Genomic DNA, 17,906 nt, shown 5'->3' on the forward strand with positions numbered 1-17,906 from the left:
TACCACTTTTTTCGTCAGTCTCAACTGTTTATTCTTCTGTCATTGATTTGATGCTAGCTTCAAGTGCAGCAATTTTTTCTTGTGCTGCTTGGTTTGAATCACCTTTGACACCAATATAAAATTTGATTTTTGGTTCCGTTCCAGAAGGACGGATCGCGATCCAACCGTCTTCTTCTAGTGTATATTTCAATACATCTGAAGGTGGAGTCGTTAGTTTTTCTACATTTCCTTGGTCATCTGTTTTTGTCAGTGCCTTGAAATCTTCTGTTTGTAAAACTTTTTCTCCGGCAAATTCAGTTGGTGCATCTTTTCTGAATTTCTCCATCAGTGCTGCAATTTTCGCTGAACCTTCTTGCCCACTCATTGTGACTGAAATTGTTTTTTCTGCATAATAGCCATACGTTTCAAAAATCGATTGTAACCCATCATAAAGGGTCTTACCTTGTTTTTTATAAAATGCAGCAACTTCTGCTAATAATAATAGTGCTTGAATCGCGTCTTTATCGCGAACGAATGGTTTGACTAAATAACCGTAGCTTTCTTCAAAACCAAACATGAATGTATGCGCCTTGGTTTCTTCAAATTGTTGGATTTTTTCAGCAATAAATTTGAAGCCAGTCAAAACGTTCATCATTTCTACACCATAATGTCTAGCGATTGCTGTCGGTAGTTCACTTGAAACGATTGATTTCAAGACCGCCGCATTTTCTGGCAGTGTTCCTTTTTCTTTGTGAGCTTCTAGGATATATTGGACAAGCAAAGCGCCGATTTGATTTCCAGTCAATACTTTGTATGAACCGTCTGGCAAGCGTACAGCTGCACCTAGACGATCGGCATCTGGATCAGTAGCAATCAATAGATCTGCGCCTTCTTTTTCGCCTAAACGGATTGCGTATTCAAAAGCAGAGTGTTCTTCTGGATTTGGTGATTTGACTGTGGTGAAGTCTGGGTCAGCGACTGCTTGCTCAGGAACCAAGACAAATTGTTCAAATCCCGCTTGAGTCAACGCACGCTCACCTAACATTTTGCCTGTTCCGTGTAACGGCGTGAAGACTAGCTTCAATTCTTTCCCTAATGTTTCTACTAATTCATGATTGATCGTCACTGCTTTGATTTCTTCCAAGTACGCTTGGTCGATTTCTTCGCCGATGATCGTGATCAAATCACTATTTTTTGCTTGTTCTTCTGCTAAAACTTCTACTTTTAATGGATTGCTGATGTTTCGTACATATTTTGTCAATGCGTCTGCATCAGCAGGCGGCATTTGTCCACCATCTTCGCCATAGACTTTATAGCCATTATATGCCGCTGGATTATGAGAAGCTGTAACCATGATCCCAGCGAATGCGTTAAGATGACGAACCGCAAATGAAAGCTCTGGGGTTGGTCGTAAGCTTTCAAATACAAAAGATGGAATACCATGTTGCGCTAAAGTTTTTGCCGCTTCCATTGCAAATTCTGGCGATTGATGACGTGAATCATAAGCAATCGCTACCCCACGTTTTTTTGTTTCTGCTCCTTGTTCATCCATAAATTGTGCAAGCCCTTCTGTTGCTTGACGTACAGTATAGATGTTCATTCGATTGATTCCAGGTCCTAAGATCCCGCGCATTCCTGCTGTACCAAATTCCAAAGGTGCGTAGAACGCATCTTCTAATTTTTCAGGATTTTCACTTAATTCTTTTAATTGTTTTTTTAAATTTTCTTCTAATGATTCTTCAGTTGCCCATTGCTCGTAAACTTGTTTCCAAGACATGAAGCTGACACCTCTTTCTAAAAATATATTCCTTTCTAAGTATAGCATTCTCTATTTAGATAGCAAAGCATAAGAAAAAGAGGTCGGGAAAGAAGTGTTCAGCCTCGAGAAATAGGCGCCATCCACGAAAATTGTTCTTCAAATTTTTGTGGATGGCGCCTTATTTCCGAAGAGGTTACTTCTGTTCCCGCCGTTTATTCGGTTTTAGGTGGCACATGAGGACTAATGTCCCAGACACCTTTCGTTTTTTAAATCATTAGTTATCCTTGAGCGTTTGGCGTTTCTTCTAATGCTTCCAAGTATTTATACACTTGTTGTCCAGCAATCCCGCCATCGCCTACTGCTGTGGTGATTTGGCGTAGATCTTTTTCTCGCACATCGCCAATAGCAAACACACCAGGCATATTCGTACACATATCTTGATCTGTTGGAATCCAGCCAGCAGCATTCGTGAGTCCTGCTTTGCGGAAAGGTTCAGTTAATGGATCTAGTCCAACGTAGATGAACACACCGTCAGCTGCTAATTCGATTTCTTCCCCTGTTTTTGCGTTGTGCCCTTTGACACCAGTAACGACCATATCATTTCCGATGATCTCATCAGTGATCGTATCCCAAACAAATGAGATTTTTTCGTTCGCAAATGCGCGATCTTGGATGATTTTTTGCGCTCTTAGTTCATCACGACGATGAACGATAACGACTTCTGAAGCAAATTGAGTCAAATACACAGCTTCTTCTCCTGCAGAATCGCCACCACCGATCACGACTAGGCGTTTATCACGGAAAAATGCACCGTCACAAACCGCGCAATAAGAAACGCCACGTCCAGCATATTCTTCTTCGCCTGGTACTCCTAGTTTACGATGGATACAACCAGTTGCAATGATGACTGTTTTCGCTTCGTAACTTTTGTCTTCACAGATGACTTCTTTATAGTTGCCATGATCTTTGATATCTTGGACGATACCGTAGACATTTTCAGTTCCAAATCGTGAAACACCTTCATACATTTTATACGCAAGGTCTGGCCCCATGATCGAATCAAATCCAGGATAATTTTCTACTTCTGCGGTGTTGTTCATTTGCCCACCAGGTGCCCCTTGTTCGATCATCGCTACTGATAAGTTTGATCTTGAAGCATACAAAGCAGCGGTCATGCCAGCAGGTCCTGCACCAATTACGATTACATCATACATATGTAGATTCCTCCGTTTTAAAATCAAGTAAGCCTACTTTACAGCCAATCACACAAAAAGTCTATTGTTCTGCCTACGAGTTTCGAATAGATATATTATACTCGAAATCGATAGACAAAAACAATAGACATTCTTATTCTATCCTATTTGTTCGCTAGATTTTCACCATTCGAAGCAATCACTTGTTTATACCAATCAAATGATTTTTTCTTTGTTCGTTTCAATGTACCATTGCCTTCATTGTCACGATCAACGTAGATAAAACCATAGCGTTTCTTCATTTCACCAGTTCCAGCAGAAACTAGATCGATACATCCCCAAGTCGTATAACCTAAAAGATCAACACCATCTAATTCGACTGCATCTTTCATCGCTTGGATGTGTGAAGCAAGATATGAAATGCGATAGTCATCTTCCACATAGCCATTCTCATCCGGAGTATCTACCGCGCCCAAACCATTTTCGACAATAAACAATGGTTTTTGATAACGATCATAAATATCATTCAAGGTTACCCGTAAACCTAATGGGTCAATTTGCCAGCCCCATTCACTTGCTTCTAAATAAGGGTTTTTCGTTGATTCAAAGATATTTCCTGCGGTTTGTTCTAATAGTTTTGGATCGGTTGTTGAAACACGAGAAGAATAATAAGAGAATGAAATAAAATCAACAGTATGTTGTTTCAATAACTCTAAGTCTCCTGGTTCCATTTTGATCTCGATGCCTTGGCGTTCCATTTCTTTTAGTGCATATGCTGGGTATTCTCCTCTTGACTGCACATCGATAAAGAAGTAGTTTTCACGGTCTGCTTGGCGTGAAGCCCAGACATCTTCTGGTTTACATGAATAAGGATAATAAGCCCCCGCAGCTAACATACAGCCGACTTTATTCTCAGGGTCGACTTCATGCGCGATTTTTGTGGCAATCGCACTCGCTAGTAACTCATGATGAGCTGCTTGATATTTGACTTGCTCTACATTGTCACCTTCTTCAAAATACAAGCCAGCGCCCATGAACGGTGCATGTAAAATCATGTTGATTTCATTAAAGGTCAACCAATATTTTACTAATCCTTTGTAACGGTTAAAGACCACGTGACAAAGGTTTTCATAAAATCCGACTAATTCACGCGAACGCCATGCCCCATATTCCTTGACTAGATGCATCGGGCAGTCAAAATGGGTGATCGTTACTAAGGGTTCGATCCCATACTTTTGACATTCTTTAAAGACATCTTCATAGAATTTCAACCCTTCTTCGTTTGGCTCTTTCTCATCACCTAATGGAAAAATACGGCTCCAGGCAATCGATAGACGGTAGGTTTTAAAGCCCATTTCTGCAAATAAGGCAATATCTTCTTTATAGTGATGGTACATATCGATCGCTTCTTTTGCTGGATAAAAATGTTCGTCATCAAACTCAAACATTTTTTGTTGACCGGTAATCACTGGAAAACGATCTGGACCAATCGGCACGACATCTACATTGGCTAAGCCGCGCCCTCCTTCGTCGTATCCACCTTCACATTGATTGGCAGCTGTTGCGCCACCCCATAAAAAGTCTTTTCTAAATCCCATCGTTGTTATACTCCTTCCACTACACGTTTTTCTGACAATTCTCTTGCTAATTCATCTTGCACTTCGATGCCTTCTGCTGTTAAGCGATCGATGGCTTCTTTAAATTGTGGTAAATACTCTTGATGAGCAATAAATAATTCATCCATCATACGTTTTGCTGTTTTACCAGAACGAACTAATGGGTTGATCGTAAATGCTTGTAACGCCGTCCCGTAATCACCTGTGACAGCTGCTTCGATCGTCAACAACTCCATATTTTTCATCACTTGTAACCAGCCACGTTCTGCTGTAGGTAATGAACCAAAAGCAACACTTCTTGCTCCTTGCGCGCCTACATACGCTGTTACTTCAACGACACAGTCTGCTGGTAGATCAGGCACTGCCCCATTGTTTTTCGTTGAGACAACGATTTGAGTTTCTTTATTGCCATAGATCGAAGCAATCGTTTCACACGCAGCATCCGAATAATAGGCACCACCTCGTTGTTGTAATTGTTCTGGTTTATGATCGAGTTGCGGATCTTTGTATAGCTCAAACAATTCCGCTTCTGTTTGTTTGACTTGTTGTGCTCGCGTTCCGATCGTGTGGTATTCTTCCAACGCATGCTCCAACATTTCTTCTTCACGATAGTAATAGCGGTGATAGCCACAAGGAATCATTTTCATCTGATCGAGTTGTTCTCTAAAGAATGGCACATCGAATATGTTTTTTGGCAACCCGTTATCTTCCGCATAAAGTTGTTCAATCAAATCTTCTGTACGATCATTTCCTTTTGCATCCGCTACTTTGTGCCAATGGAAATGGTTCAGCCCAGCAAATTTATAAATCAACTCTTCTTTCTTTTCACTGATCATGACTGGCTCTGTCATCATTGCCATTACTGGTACATTGCACAATCCAATCACTTTGTCCCATTTCCCATAACGAACGACTGCTTCAGTCACCATACCGCTTGGATTAGCGAAATTGATCAACCAAGCGTTCGGACAGAGGCGTTTCATGTCTTCAACTACTGCTAAAATGACTGGGATCGTACGAAATGCTTTGAACATTCCCCCAGCTCCATTGGTTTCTTGGCCTAACATGCCGTAGTACGCTGGAATGCGTTCGTCTTTTACACGAGCATCCAATTGACCGACCCGAAATTGTGTAGTGACAAAGTCCGCATCTTTCAATGCTTCTTCGCGATCTAAGGTGGCATAGATTTTCACGTCATATGGAGAAGCATCCCACATCCGTTGGGCCATTTCACTGACGATCGCTAGTTTTTCACGCCCAGCTTCGATATCGACTAACCAGATTTCACGAATCGGCAATTCATCGTAACGTTTGATGAATCCTTCCATTAGTTCCGGTGTGTAACTACTTCCGCCACCAATTGTCGCGATCTTGATTCCTTGATTCATACACTCACTCCTTCGTCTTTTTTACAACTCCATTATCATTTTTGTAAATAAAAGTCACAATACTTTTTAACCAATTTGAATAACCATTTACAAAATGATCGATATTCTTGCATTTTTTTGTAAATTTATTGCGCATAACAAAAAGAAAAATAATGAGAAAATCCAAATAAAACCTAATTTTTCAATCAAAATAAACGAGTAAAGGAATTACTTCTCTTTTTTTTGTTTCATTGACACACTAAATAATACCGTTTACAATTATTTTACATATTTTTAACTAAAAACGTAAAAAAGAGGATCGAATTATGCTATTAAAGGAAAAGCTTAAACAAATCAACTTTTCACCTTCAGAAAGCGAAGTCATCCGTTTTCTCCAAGCCAATGAAACAACTCTGGCCGATCGAACGATTCAACAAATTGCTGAAACTTGCTATGTCCATCCTTCTACTTTGATTCGGATCGCCAAAAAAATGGGTTTTCACGGATGGGTGGATTTTAGAGATGCGTTCATTGCTGAAACAGAATATCTACAAGGAAACTTTCAAGAAGTGGACGCCAATCTCCCTTTTTCCGAAAATGAAGGCATCATGACGATCGCTAATCGGATTGCGGCACTTGAACGTATGACGATCCAAGATACGTTATCCTTGTTGATGCACGACGATCTCCAACAAGCAAAGCAACTTCTGCTGCGATCGAATAAAATCGTATTATTTTCGAGTGATACCAACACATTGATTGCTCAATCATTCAAATTGAAAATGAATCGGATCAAACAAGAAGTGACCATCGTGCCCACATCTGGCGAGTCCTATTACGATGCCTACAATTGTCAGCCTGAAAACTGTGCGATCTTGATCTCTTATACGGGAGAAAATCAGATGATGCTTCGGACTGCTGAAATTTTGAAAGAAAAAAATGTGCCGATTTTATCGTTGACGAGCATCGGTGAGTCCAGTTTGTCCACAGCGAGCGATGTGGTATTACGCCTGACAACACGTGAACGATTGTACTCAAAAATCAGTAGTTTCACGATCAATACGTCGATCTCCTATTTGTTGGATGTGTTATATAGTTGTGTCTTTGCTGAACATTATCGTGAGAACCTCGATTATTTGATCGAAGTTGGGCAAAAAGTCGATACACGGCAGATCAGTTCATCCATTATGAAAGAAGAACTATTTACCGATTCAATCGAAGATGGCGATTAGTCTACTTTTATAGCGGGAATGATCAGAAAGATTCGTTCAGAACAAAGTTGCTCCTTGAAATTTACTCTCTAATTAAATAGCTGAACTTCTAAGAAAATAAGCCGTAACATCCAAAATATGAGAGGAAACCCTCGGATGTTACGACTTTTTTTGGAATCAGGTACTTAGAAACATTCTCCTGTGGAAAAATGCTTTTTAACACTAAGCTAACTTACTAAAACCTTGATATAAAGGGCTTTGAACTCATCAAGTCAACGCTGTGATCAACTCATCCCCATTCGTCACGATCTTCGATTGATTCTCGACAATATCGAGGTAATCTGCTGAATTGGTAATGATGACGGGGGTTTCTACACTATAGCCTTCACTTTCGATCGCATTGATATCAAATCGCAATAAGACGTCTCCTTGTTTCACTTTATCCCCTTGTTTCACAAAAGACTCAAAATGTTTCCCTTCCAATTGTACAGTGTCTAACCCAACATGGATCAACAGTTCTAATCCACTTTCAGAAACTAAACCGATCGCATGTTTTGAAGGAAATAACGTCATCACTGTCCCATCGAATGGTGCAACGACTTCCCCTTTTTCTGGATAGATCAAGATTCCTCGTCCTAACGCGCCTTTAGCAAATGCTTGGTCTTTTGCTTCGCTTAAAGATGCAATACCACCTTGGATCGGTGTTTTGACGATTTCTTTGATTTTACTTTCTTTTTTCTCAGGCACTACTTCTTCGGTATCTTTCCAGAACAAGAAAGTCAAAGTAAAACCGATCGTTGCTGCAATTGCGATACCGATAAAGGCATTGTACATGCCACTTGCATCGCTACCACTAATGAAGTTGACCACTCCGAAGATGCCCAATCCACCCATTGTATAACTTGTCGTACCACTCATCATCAAATAGATACCAGAGATTGCCCCACCAATCATTGAATAAATGAATGGGGTCTTTTTAGGTAGAGTGATTCCATAGATGGCTGGTTCTGTCACACCAAAGATTCCTGAGATAAAGGCAGGCATACATAAGGCTTTCATTTTCTTGTCTTTAAACTTGAAGTACATTGCTAATACCACGGCGGTTTGTGCAAAACTTGCCCCAAAAACACCTACAAGCATTTGACTTGAGCCATTTTGTGCCAACTGCATGATCGCCAAAGGAATGATACTCCAATGTAGACCGAAGATAACTAATACTTGCCAGAAGAAGCCTAGAACCCCACCATATAATGCTGGTGAAAAATCCATCAATGCTTGGAAACCTGCACTCAACCACTCTGTTAACAAGCTAACGATTGGGCCAATCACCAAAAAGCCGATCGGTAGAGCAATCAATAAAACCATAAAAGGAACAACAAATGTTTGGACAACTGTTGGAACGATCTTCTTCGCAAATTTTTGGACTTGTCCGGCAAAAGCAATGATAAAGATGACAGGAATGACACTTGATGTATAAGAAGCTCCTACCCAGGGAATACCCAAGAAACTTTCATATGCAGGTAATCCTAAAAGGCTAAGCGGCGCTGCAGCACCTTGATTGGCTGCTTCAAAACTACTTTGTAATGCGGGACCTTGCACGGTCGGATAGACAAGGGCTGCACCGATGACGATGCCGACCATTGGATTCAATTTGAATTTTTTAGCTGCTGTATACCCTAGAATAACTGGCATGAAATAAAAGATCGAATCACCGATCCCATTTAACATGATATAAGTTCCGGAAGTCTGCTCATAAAATCCTAAAAAGATAAATAATGCATTCAATCCTTTGACCATCCCGGCAGCTGCTAAAGCTCCTAAGAAGGGTTGGAAACAACCACTTAAAATATCGATCAAACGATTAAATATATTGCCTTTCGCAGGGGCTAATTCCGCATCTTCTGAAATCCCTGCTACACTTAATACATCTGCATATACGTCTGGTACATGATTACCAATGACTACTTGGTATTGCCCACCGCTTTTCATGACGGTCACGACACCATCCATATTCTTCAATGTCTCGTCATCTGCTTTACTTTCGTCTTTTAACCGAAAACGCAAGCGAGTCACACAGTGCGTCAAACTACTGATATTTTCTTTTCCGCCAACATATTTCACGATTTCTTTTGCTAAATCTTGGTATTTTCCCATGTTCTTTTCCTCCAATTGTTTGATTGAAGGTTTAGCCAACTCAATGTCACTATCCTTTGGTACTCATTCGTTGAATCCACGGCCCTCCTTTTAGTGATTTTTTTAATGATTATTATCTGCCAAACGAGCCAGATGGATCGTTAAGTAGACAATTTCATCGTCTGACATATGATAATTAAATGTTTCCTGTAAGAATAAAGCGATTTTGTCCACGCAGCCAGAAGCCGTTTGGTATTTTCGCTGGATCATCTGGATCAACTCCTCCTCGACCTCACCTTCTTGGGTAAGGGACGTGTTCATCACACGGCTAAGAAAAAAACGAAGATGCGTGACAAATCGGAAAAAATAAAGCGATTCTTCATCAAAGGGTGTTTGATAATAATAGCGAACGATATTCAAAATATCTTGAATGGTTTTCGTAAACTGGTACATATTGTTCATACTATCTTGTTCTGATTGTGCATTGACTAAATGAAGGGCAATGAATCCAGCTTCATTTTCGGATAAATCAAATCCATATTTATGATGGACTTTTTCAATCGTTTTTTTACCTATTTGGTATTCTCTCGGAAATAATTGCTTGATATCATATAATAAAACATTAGGTAATCCAACGCCGGTTTTATAACGTTTGATCGCATTGTATAAATGATCGGTCAATGAAATATAAATGGATTCATTCAATGTCACATCTAACTTTTCTTTCGTATACTCAATGATCTCGTAGGAGAGTTCGAGGTATTCCATCGGGATATCCTCCGCTAATTTTTGAAAATGTCTCGACAGTCGATCATCTGTCAAATGAAATTCTTTATCCACACCCGCTTCTAAAATAGCATCACCAATCTTTTTTTTGAATGCTAATCCTTTTCCCATAACGATCATTTCTCGATTTAATTTGTCCCTTGTGACAACGACATTATTATTTAGAATTTTTTCAATCCGCATAATATCCCCTTTCTATGATTGTCACTCCTAAAAAAACAAAAAAACCCAAAAAGTCAGCCATGGAATCGATTCATGGTGACTGATTAGGTTTAGCTTGCGTGATGCAATCACTATCCAACAGTATGTTCTTTTCTTCATAGTAGCGAAACAATTTTAAAATGTCAACGCTTTCTTTTGTATTATTCCAATATTTCTAAAAAAATTCTTTCACGTTAACATGGGAACTACCACTCCCCTAGAACAACCATTAACCAGACAGTAAGAATAGCCGATTGACTTTTTTTGATTTGAATCATACCGCTATCAATCAAGTCATAAAAAAAAGCCTTGATCCCCAAAAGTTGGCACGTTTTTGGGGATTCAAGACTTATGAGTTGAGGCTAACTATTTTTATCACGGCTTACGATACAAGTGTTTCAAAAACAGATGCCTTTATTCTTCCCTGTTACTCACTTTGTAATTTGTACATATCTGCGTATAACCCTTCTTCCGCTAAAAGTGTTTCATGATTCCCGCGCTCCACGATATGTCCTTTATCTAATACGAGGATCAACTCTGCATCACGGATCGTTGACAGACGATGGGCGATAGCAATCGTTGTCCGACCTTGACGCATCTTCGCAAGTCCTTCTTGGATCAACACTTCTGTTTCTGTGTCGATATTCGCCGTTGCTTCATCCAGAACTAAGATTTTAGGATCCGTTACAATCGTTCTGGCAAACGTGATCAATTGGCGTTGCCCACTTGAATAGCTCGCCCCTCTTTCAATCACTTTTGAATGATACCCTTTCGGTAAGTCTTCAATGAACTGATTCGCTTGGACAAACTCAGCGGCTTCACGTATTTGTTCGTCTGTGATCTCTGGATTCATCATTCGGATGTTTCCAGCGATATCCCCATAAAATAAGAACGCATCCTGTAATACTAGACCCATTTTATTGCGTAATTCAGCGATCGGATATTCACGAATGTCATGATCATCAATCAAGATCTGCCCTTCGTAAAACTCATAAAAACGCATCAACACATTGATGATCGAACTTTTCCCACTTCCTGTATGTCCGACTAATGCGACAGTTTCTCCTGGATTAGCAACAAATGAAATATTGTTCAATACATTGTTTTTTCCATCATAAGAGAAACTGACATTACGAAATTCGATTTTTCCAGCAGTGATCGTCCGATCCGCTGATTCCTTTTGCTGTGGTGCATATTCTTCCGTATCCATGATTTTCAAGATACGACTTCCTGCGACTGTTCCGTCCGTAAAGACACTCAAGAAGTCCATCATTTGCGACATCGGATTAAAGAATCCTTGAACATAGGTGGTGAAGGCAAAGATCAAACCGACTTCAACTGGTGAATGTAACGCGTCGAGTCCGAACAACGTCAAAGTCAAGGCAACTGCTAAAGCATATAAAAAACTGATGATTGGACTCAAAAGAATCGAATTTGTCTTGATCATGGCATAGCGAGTCGCTAGATACTCTTCATTGACTTCCTCAAATTCTTTTGCTAAACGCGATTCTTGACGAAATTGTTGGATGATCCGCATCCCAGAAATCGATTCATTTAATTTTGTGTTCAATTGACTCAAGCGCTCACGCATATTTCGATAGATCCTTGAACTGAATTTTTGATAATACCAAATCACTACTCCTAAAATCGGTAAAAAGATCAGACACCATAGCGCGATTTTTTGATTGATTTGAAACATCGCAATAAATGAAGAAATCACGGCAAAAATTCCTGTTAAAACCATCAGAAAGACATACCAAAATTCAAACAGTGTTTCTGTGTCATTAGTCACACGAGAAACAGTCGATCCAGCTGGCGTTTGGTCAAAGTACCGCATTCCTAGTGTATGAAGTTTCTCAAACAACTTTACACGGATATGTTGGTAGGTCTTCAATGACGCCATCGAATATAGATACCATTGGAAAAACCAGATGATACTTTTGACAATGACCCCAAATAGATAAAGCCCTGCAAAGAAAAGGATGACTTGTGTCGTTGCTGACTGCTTCGCTAGATGCTCATCCATGAATGTTTGGATGATCCTTGGCAATAGCACATTGATGACTGATAATACTAAAGCAAATAAAATCGCAATGATGAATGTCGAGCGAAAGGGTTTAGCAAATTGCATCAACCGTTTAATGATCGAAGCTTGTTCTTTATAGGTCATGGATTTTGACCATTCCGACTGATATTGATCTTCCATTATTCGCCACCTCCTTCAATTTTTGCTTCTAATTGTTGTTTCTGCCACATTTGTTCGTACCAACCGCCAAGAGCTAACAACTCTTGATGTGTGCCACGTTCAATGATCCGACCATGATCGATGACGATGATTTCATTGGCGTGCATGACACTACTTAAACGATGGGCCGCAATGATCGTGGTTTTGTTTTTCCGTTCTGCTTTAAGGTTACGTAAGATTGCTTCTTCTGTCTTAGCATCAACAGCGGATAATGCGTCATCCAAAATCAATAATTCGGGACTTTGGATCAATGCACGAGCAATCGACAACCGTTGCTTCTGTCCACCAGAAAGGGAGACTCCACGTTCACCGACCATTGTCTGGTACCCTTCTGGCAGTTCTTTGATTTCTGTGTTGATATACGCCAATTCCGCTGCTTCTTCCACTTCTTCTGGTGATTTCTGTGGATTGGAGAAGCGAATATTATCTAGGATCGTCATCGAAAACAAGAAATGATCTTGTGGCACATAACCAATCGAGCGCAACAAGGCATCTAGTGAGTAGTCTCTGATCGTTCGTCCGCCAAATTTGATTTCTCCTTGATAATGGTCATACTCACGCATCAATAATTTGATGATCGTCGTCTTACCGGCACCTGTTTTACCAACGATACCTAACGTATCACCTTCATTGATCGCAAATTTGATGTGTTCTAATGCTGGCTGTTCATCGTCTGGATAGGTAAATTGTGTGATTGCCACATTCAACTCACCTTTTGCTGGTGTCATTTCTGCTCCTACTTTTTCGACGATATGTGTTTTCTCATGCAATAGTTCATTGACACGATCATACGAAGCATTCCCTCTCTCTAGTACATTGAACAGACGTCCAATCGCAAACATCGGCCAGACAAGCATACCGATATAACTGATAAAGGAAACCATCTGTCCAATTGAGATCGTACCATCCAAGACATAACGTCCACCTAAAATAATTGTCGCCACATATGACAAGCCAATGATCAATGTGATGAATGGATCAAAAAGCGCATCTAAAAAGTTTACTCGCTTATTTTTCTCAATGGCATCATCGATCTTTTCTTGGAAATCTTCCAAGTCTTGTTTTTCTTGACCAAATGTTTTGATGACTTTGATACCTGTGATACTTTCTTGCGTTTTATCGTTGATACTTGAAAAGGCTTCTTGTGAGTCACGAAACGCATCATGTAATTTTGAGCCTAAGATCCTTGAAGTAACCGCTAATAATGGCAATGGGATCAATGCAATCAACGTTAACCGCCAATCAACGAATAGAACCATCGCAATGATCGTCGTTCCTCCAGTGATCACTGAATCTGCAAATGTTAAAATTCCTGCACCAGCTACATTTTGAATCGCGTTCAAATCATTCGTTGCATGAGCCATCAAATCACCCGTCCGGTATTTTTGATAGAACAAACTATCCATTCGCGTAAAATGAGCAAATAGACGCTGGCGTAATTCTTTTTCAAGTCTAGCTGCACTGCCCCAAATGTTCATTCGCCAAATATAGCGAAAAAGATATTGCAAAAAAGCTGCAATGATCAATACACCTATCCACAATGCAATGATTTGCATCGAGATATTTTGATCGGCGATTTCATCGATAATGATCCCGATGACTTTAGGTGGGATCAACTGCACTATTGCCACCGCGAACAAAGAAAATACGCCAATCAAATAGTGCCTTTTCTCTTGTTTAAAAAACCAACCCAATTTTCTGAAAATCGACATATACTTCCTCCTTCTAACTCCTAAAAATTTCATTTATTTCCGAGGTTGAATTGCATCCTCAGATATCGTTGATCACAATCGAAAAAATATGATCGTCATACAATTTATAAAAAATAATCATTGATCGGCATGAATGCGCTTTTCTCAAATGGAGAAAAAGAAAAAAGCGAGCTGAAATCAATCAGCCCGCTTTTTGATGTTGTCGAATAAGAACCTACTTCTTCCCTTGGTTCTTCATCTGTTGCATCATCTGACGAATTTTCTTTTCAGATGGTTTTTGCCCCATAGACATCATCATTGATCTTAACATTTCCTCATTAACGGGAGGATTTTTTTCTAAGTAATCTTTCATATATTTACGCGCAAGAAAGAATCCACCGACTGCGCCGATTAACAATGCAATAACTGCAATAAGTACAACGATTCCGTTTGATACCATGTAAATCTCTCCTTTCCTTTTCCTAATTGCTCTCAATGATTCATTTTACTAAAACTTACAAAAAAAAGAAAGGCGTTTTCTTAAGAATATGTAAAAAAAGTCATTTTTATTTCATGATTATACAAAAATACCTATTTAGAAAGTGAGCCACATTTAATTTTTAGGTTAGCCGAATTTTTTTCTTTTATTTTTTCGTCTCTGGGTGTAGAATGAATTCGAAAAGAAATAGAAGGGTGGTTTTCATTTGAATAATCACGAGAATAAACATAAATGGATTGAACACACTAATGGGTTATCCCTTTCAGAAGTAAACGGTACGGTTAAAGTACCAAAAGGAAAAAGTTTCTTCCGCACCTTACTTGCCTATTCCGGACCTGGTGCACTCGTAGCAGTCGGCTATATGGACCCAGGTAATTGGTCAACATCGATCACCGGTGGCCAAAATTTCCAATACTTATTGATGTCAGTTATTCTGATGTCCAGCTTGATTGCTATGTTACTACAATATATGGCGGCCAAACTTGGGATCGTCAGCCAAATGGATCTGGCACAGGCGATTCGTGCTCGTACGAGTAAAACGCTAGGGGTCATTCTTTGGATCTTGACCGAATTAGCGATCATGGCGACAGATATCGCTGAAGTCATTGGTGCAGCGATCGCTTTATATTTATTATTTGATATTCCTTTGGCAATTGCTGTCTTTATTACCGTCTTGGATGTCTTTGTCTTGCTTCTTTTGACAAAGATCGGTTTTCGTAAAATCGAAGCGTTAGTCGTCTGTTTGATTTTCGTTATCCTATTTGTCTTTGTCTACCAAGTGGCGCTTTCAAACCCTGATTGGAGCAGTCTATTCAAAGGCTTTATTCCTAATAGCCAAACATTTGCTGAAGAACCAAAAATCGGTGGAGAGACCCCATTGACTGGAGCTTTAGGGATCATTGGTGCAACTGTGATGCCTCACAATCTCTATTTGCACTCTGCTGTTTCCCAAACCCGCGAGATCGATCGAAAAGATCCAGAAGATATTGCAAGAGCGGTTCGTTTCTCAACATGGGATTCCAATATTCAATTAACGATGGCTTTCGTTGTCAATGCACTTCTATTGATCATGGGGGTTGCCGTCTTTAAAACTGGTGCAGTTCAAGATCCCTCTTTCTTTGGTTTATATGAAGCACTTTCCGATCCATCTGCGATGAGTAACGGCGTCTTGATCGCCGTAGCACAATCAGGCATTTTATCAACCTTATTTGCAGTAGCACTGCTTGCTTCTGGTCAAAATTCAACGATTACCGGTACATTGACTGGACAAGTCATTATGGAAGGCTTTATCCATATGCGCATGCCGATCTGGTTACGCCGTTTAGTCACTCGACTATTGTCCGTCATTCCAGTACTACTTTGTGTCTTGTTCACTAGCTCCAAAGGCACGATCGAAGAACATACAGCACTTAATAATCTAATGAATGAGTCCCAAGTATTCTTAGCTTTTGCCTTACCTTTTTCAATGATTCCTTTATTGATGATGACCAACAGCCAAGCAGAAATGGGCGCCCGTTTCAAAAATTCACTGATCGTCAAAATACTTGGTTGGTTTTCTGTCATCAGTTTGACGTATTTAAACTTGCGCGGACTCCCTGGACAAATCGAAGCTTTCTTCGGCGATCAAGCTTCTACTGCGTCAATCGCCCTTGCTGATCGGATCGCTTACATCATCATCGTTGCAGTTCTCGCCTTACTCGCTTGGACGATCGTTGATCTTTACAAGGGAAATAAACGCTATGAACAACGTTTACAAGAGTTGTCGTGAGCCATTCCCCCCTCTAAGCAGGAAAAAAAGAAGCATAGGTTTTGACCTATGCTTCTTTTTTGTGGTTACTAAATTAGAAAGTTCTATTTTTCATCATGAAGATAAATAGCTACCACGGCAATAGCTATGATTGTAAAAGCAACCATCCACCAGATCTCAGTTTGAAAATTAGTAGTAGTCGAGACAATCAATGACAAACCAATTGGTCCACCAATTTGGTGCATGGTATTCGTCAAACCACTTGCGATACCTGCTAATTCGTCAGGTGCTTCATGGATACCAGCAGATGTCACTGGCGCTAAAATCATTCCTTGTCCTAATCCAAGGATCATCATAGGAACAAAGATCGTTTGCCAATAACCATTAAACGGGTTCGAAACCGCCAGTAAAATCAACCCTATTGCTAGTATTATTTCTCCAACAAACAATATCCTATTATTTCCAAATCGTGCAGTCATTCTCGGCAACTGCATCGCAATAATAAAATTAACTATCGTTAGTGGTAGAAAAGCAAATCCTGATTGTAACGCTGAGAATCCATATTGACTTTGCATCATTTGAGGTAAAAAGAACCAAAATGGCAGCATCGCCATCATAAATAAGAGACGAGTAGCATAGGCACCAGAACGTATCTTATTTTTAAAAAGTTCGAGGGGAAGCATTGGCGAAGAAGTCCTTCGCTCCCATAAAATAAACAAACCTAAAAACATGATACCTATGAATAAAAAGTTGCTTTTTACTTCAGTAAGACCGTAGATGATTCCTATCAATCCGAGGATCGATAATAAACTTCCTAAATAATCAATACGTTCCCTTCGACGTTCCGAAGGTCTCACATATTTCAATGTTAAAACCACTAACAAAAGAGTAAATGGCACATTTATTAAGAAACCAGCGCGCCAAGAAATCAAGCTAGTCAGTCCCCCACCAACTAACAAACCAATACTTGAACCAATTCCCGCCGTTGCTCCATAATAAGAGATCGCACGTTGCCTCATATTATTTTGATAAGCATCCATGAGCAGTGCTAAAGATGTCGGAGCAATAATGGAACTACCTACTCCTTGGACACCACGCATCATGATCAACGTTCCTGCTGTTTGTGATAATCCAATAAGCAGTGAACTTATCCCAAAATAAATAAACCAACTAAAAAAATCTTTTTTCTTCCAAATAAATCAGAAAGGCGACCACTTAATAGTAAAAAACCACCAAAAGTAAGCGTATATGCACTTGATACCCATGAAAGTGCTCTTGCAGATAAACCTAAACTTTCTCCTATCTTCATAGAACTTGTAAAAATAATAGAATTATCCATTAAAATCAAAAAATAGGATAATAAAGTAATTGGTAAAATGACACCAAATTTTTCTCTCTTCAAATTTCCTAACTTCTTTCTATTGCTTTTATTATTTCGTCCTTTCACATTCGATTCTTTTAAACTTTTATCCTTTTCAC

General features: G+C 39.7%; 11 protein-coding genes and 1 pseudogene. 2 read left to right on the forward strand and 10 right to left on the reverse strand.

All coding sequences use genetic code 11. From position 1 onward, the window contains the following. Positions 1–28: 28 nt before the first annotated feature. The 4 genes from IGK01_RS09230 to IGK01_RS09245 all read right to left on the reverse strand — a co-directional run bounded on the left by IGK01_RS09230 (position 29) and on the right by IGK01_RS09245 (position 5,935). The gene (locus IGK01_RS09230) at positions 29–1,756 is read right to left on the reverse strand and encodes a phospho-sugar mutase (RefSeq protein ID WP_010734953.1); all 1,728 of its coding nucleotides are present in this window, start codon (positions 1,754–1,756) and stop codon (positions 29–31) included. 260 nt (positions 1,757–2,016) lie between these two features. Next, positions 2,017–2,952 carry a thioredoxin-disulfide reductase gene (gene trxB / locus IGK01_RS09235; RefSeq protein WP_438840688.1) on the reverse strand — a complete coding sequence of 312 codons (936 nt, stop codon included), beginning with the start codon at positions 2,950–2,952 and terminating at the stop codon, positions 2,017–2,019. Between the two features lie 143 nt (positions 2,953–3,095). Beyond that, positions 3,096–4,529, reverse strand: a complete 1,434-nt coding sequence (locus IGK01_RS09240) for a 6-phospho-beta-glucosidase (RefSeq protein ID WP_023520005.1) — start codon at positions 4,527–4,529, stop codon at positions 3,096–3,098. 5 nt (positions 4,530–4,534) lie between these two features. Continuing rightward, positions 4,535–5,935 carry a 6-phospho-beta-glucosidase gene (locus IGK01_RS09245; protein ID WP_019724139.1) on the reverse strand — a complete coding sequence of 467 codons (1,401 nt, stop codon included), beginning with the start codon at positions 5,933–5,935 and terminating at the stop codon, positions 4,535–4,537. A 305-nt stretch (positions 5,936–6,240) separates the two neighbouring features. Between IGK01_RS09245 and IGK01_RS09250 the strand changes: the two genes are divergently transcribed. Continuing rightward, a complete protein-coding gene (locus tag IGK01_RS09250) occupies positions 6,241–7,146 on the forward strand; it encodes a MurR/RpiR family transcriptional regulator (protein WP_023520007.1) in 906 nt (301 codons plus the stop codon). A 246-nt stretch (positions 7,147–7,392) separates the two neighbouring features. Here IGK01_RS09250 and IGK01_RS09255 read toward each other — a convergent pair whose 3' ends face one another. The 5 genes from IGK01_RS09255 to IGK01_RS09275 form a co-directional block, all read right to left on the reverse strand. Further along, on the reverse strand, positions 7,393–9,279 hold the full coding sequence (locus IGK01_RS09255) for a beta-glucoside-specific PTS transporter subunit IIABC (RefSeq protein ID WP_077151119.1): 1,887 nt from the start codon (positions 9,277–9,279) through the stop codon (positions 7,393–7,395). 102 nt (positions 9,280–9,381) lie between these two features. Continuing rightward, complete coding sequence (licT, locus tag IGK01_RS09260) at positions 9,382–10,227, reverse strand: BglG family transcription antiterminator LicT (protein ID WP_023520009.1); 846 nt, start codon at positions 10,225–10,227, stop codon at positions 9,382–9,384. A gap of 445 nt (positions 10,228–10,672) precedes the next feature. Continuing rightward, positions 10,673–12,451 carry an ABC transporter ATP-binding protein gene (locus IGK01_RS09265; protein ID WP_010734946.1) on the reverse strand — a complete coding sequence of 593 codons (1,779 nt, stop codon included), beginning with the start codon at positions 12,449–12,451 and terminating at the stop codon, positions 10,673–10,675. Further along, complete coding sequence (locus tag IGK01_RS09270) at positions 12,451–14,202, reverse strand: ABC transporter ATP-binding protein (RefSeq protein ID WP_194179839.1); 1,752 nt, start codon at positions 14,200–14,202, stop codon at positions 12,451–12,453. Before IGK01_RS09270 ends, IGK01_RS09265 begins: the two co-directional genes overlap by 1 nt. A 214-nt stretch (positions 14,203–14,416) precedes the next feature. Beyond that, positions 14,417–14,641 carry a YneF family protein gene (locus IGK01_RS09275; RefSeq protein WP_010734944.1) on the reverse strand — a complete coding sequence of 75 codons (225 nt, stop codon included), beginning with the start codon at positions 14,639–14,641 and terminating at the stop codon, positions 14,417–14,419. 244 nt (positions 14,642–14,885) lie between these two features. On the opposite strand from IGK01_RS09275, the gene IGK01_RS09280 reads away from it, so the two are divergent. After that, positions 14,886–16,448, forward strand: a complete 1,563-nt coding sequence (locus tag IGK01_RS09280) for an Nramp family divalent metal transporter (protein ID WP_438840689.1) — start codon at positions 14,886–14,888, stop codon at positions 16,446–16,448. Positions 16,449–16,531: 83 nt separating this feature from the next. Here the strand turns inward: IGK01_RS09280 and IGK01_RS09285 are convergent. Beyond that, a pseudogene (locus IGK01_RS09285) lies at positions 16,532–17,829 on the reverse strand (MFS transporter). Positions 17,830–17,906 lie beyond the last annotated feature (77 nt).

The organism is Enterococcus sp. AZ080 (assembly GCF_051714945.1).
GTDB classification, from domain to species: domain Bacteria; phylum Bacillota; class Bacilli; order Lactobacillales; family Enterococcaceae; genus Enterococcus_B; species Enterococcus_B pernyi.

Excerpts from the sequence above, each read along its gene's own strand:
- IGK01_RS09265 (WP_010734946.1), bottom strand. The coding sequence starts at position 12,451 with ATGGAAGATCAATATCAGTCGGAATGGTCAAAATCCATGACCTATAAA.
- IGK01_RS09270 (WP_194179839.1), bottom strand. The coding sequence starts at position 14,202 with ATGTCGATTTTCAGAAAATTGGGTTGGTTTTTTAAACAAGAGAAAAGG.
- IGK01_RS09275 (WP_010734944.1), bottom strand. The coding sequence starts at position 14,641 with ATGGTATCAAACGGAATCGTTGTACTTATTGCAGTTATTGCATTGTTA.
- licT (WP_023520009.1), bottom strand. The coding sequence starts at position 10,227 with ATGCGGATTGAAAAAATTCTAAATAATAATGTCGTTGTCACAAGGGAC.
- trxB (WP_438840688.1), bottom strand. The coding sequence starts at position 2,952 with ATGTATGATGTAATCGTAATTGGTGCAGGACCTGCTGGCATGACCGCT.
- IGK01_RS09245 (WP_019724139.1), bottom strand. The coding sequence starts at position 5,935 with ATGAATCAAGGAATCAAGATCGCGACAATTGGTGGCGGAAGTAGTTAC.
- IGK01_RS09230 (WP_010734953.1), bottom strand. The coding sequence starts at position 1,756 with ATGTCTTGGAAACAAGTTTACGAGCAATGGGCAACTGAAGAATCATTA.
- IGK01_RS09250 (WP_023520007.1), top strand. The coding sequence starts at position 6,241 with ATGCTATTAAAGGAAAAGCTTAAACAAATCAACTTTTCACCTTCAGAA.
- IGK01_RS09240 (WP_023520005.1), bottom strand. The coding sequence starts at position 4,529 with ATGGGATTTAGAAAAGACTTTTTATGGGGTGGCGCAACAGCTGCCAAT.
- IGK01_RS09255 (WP_077151119.1), bottom strand. The coding sequence starts at position 9,279 with ATGGGAAAATACCAAGATTTAGCAAAAGAAATCGTGAAATATGTTGGC.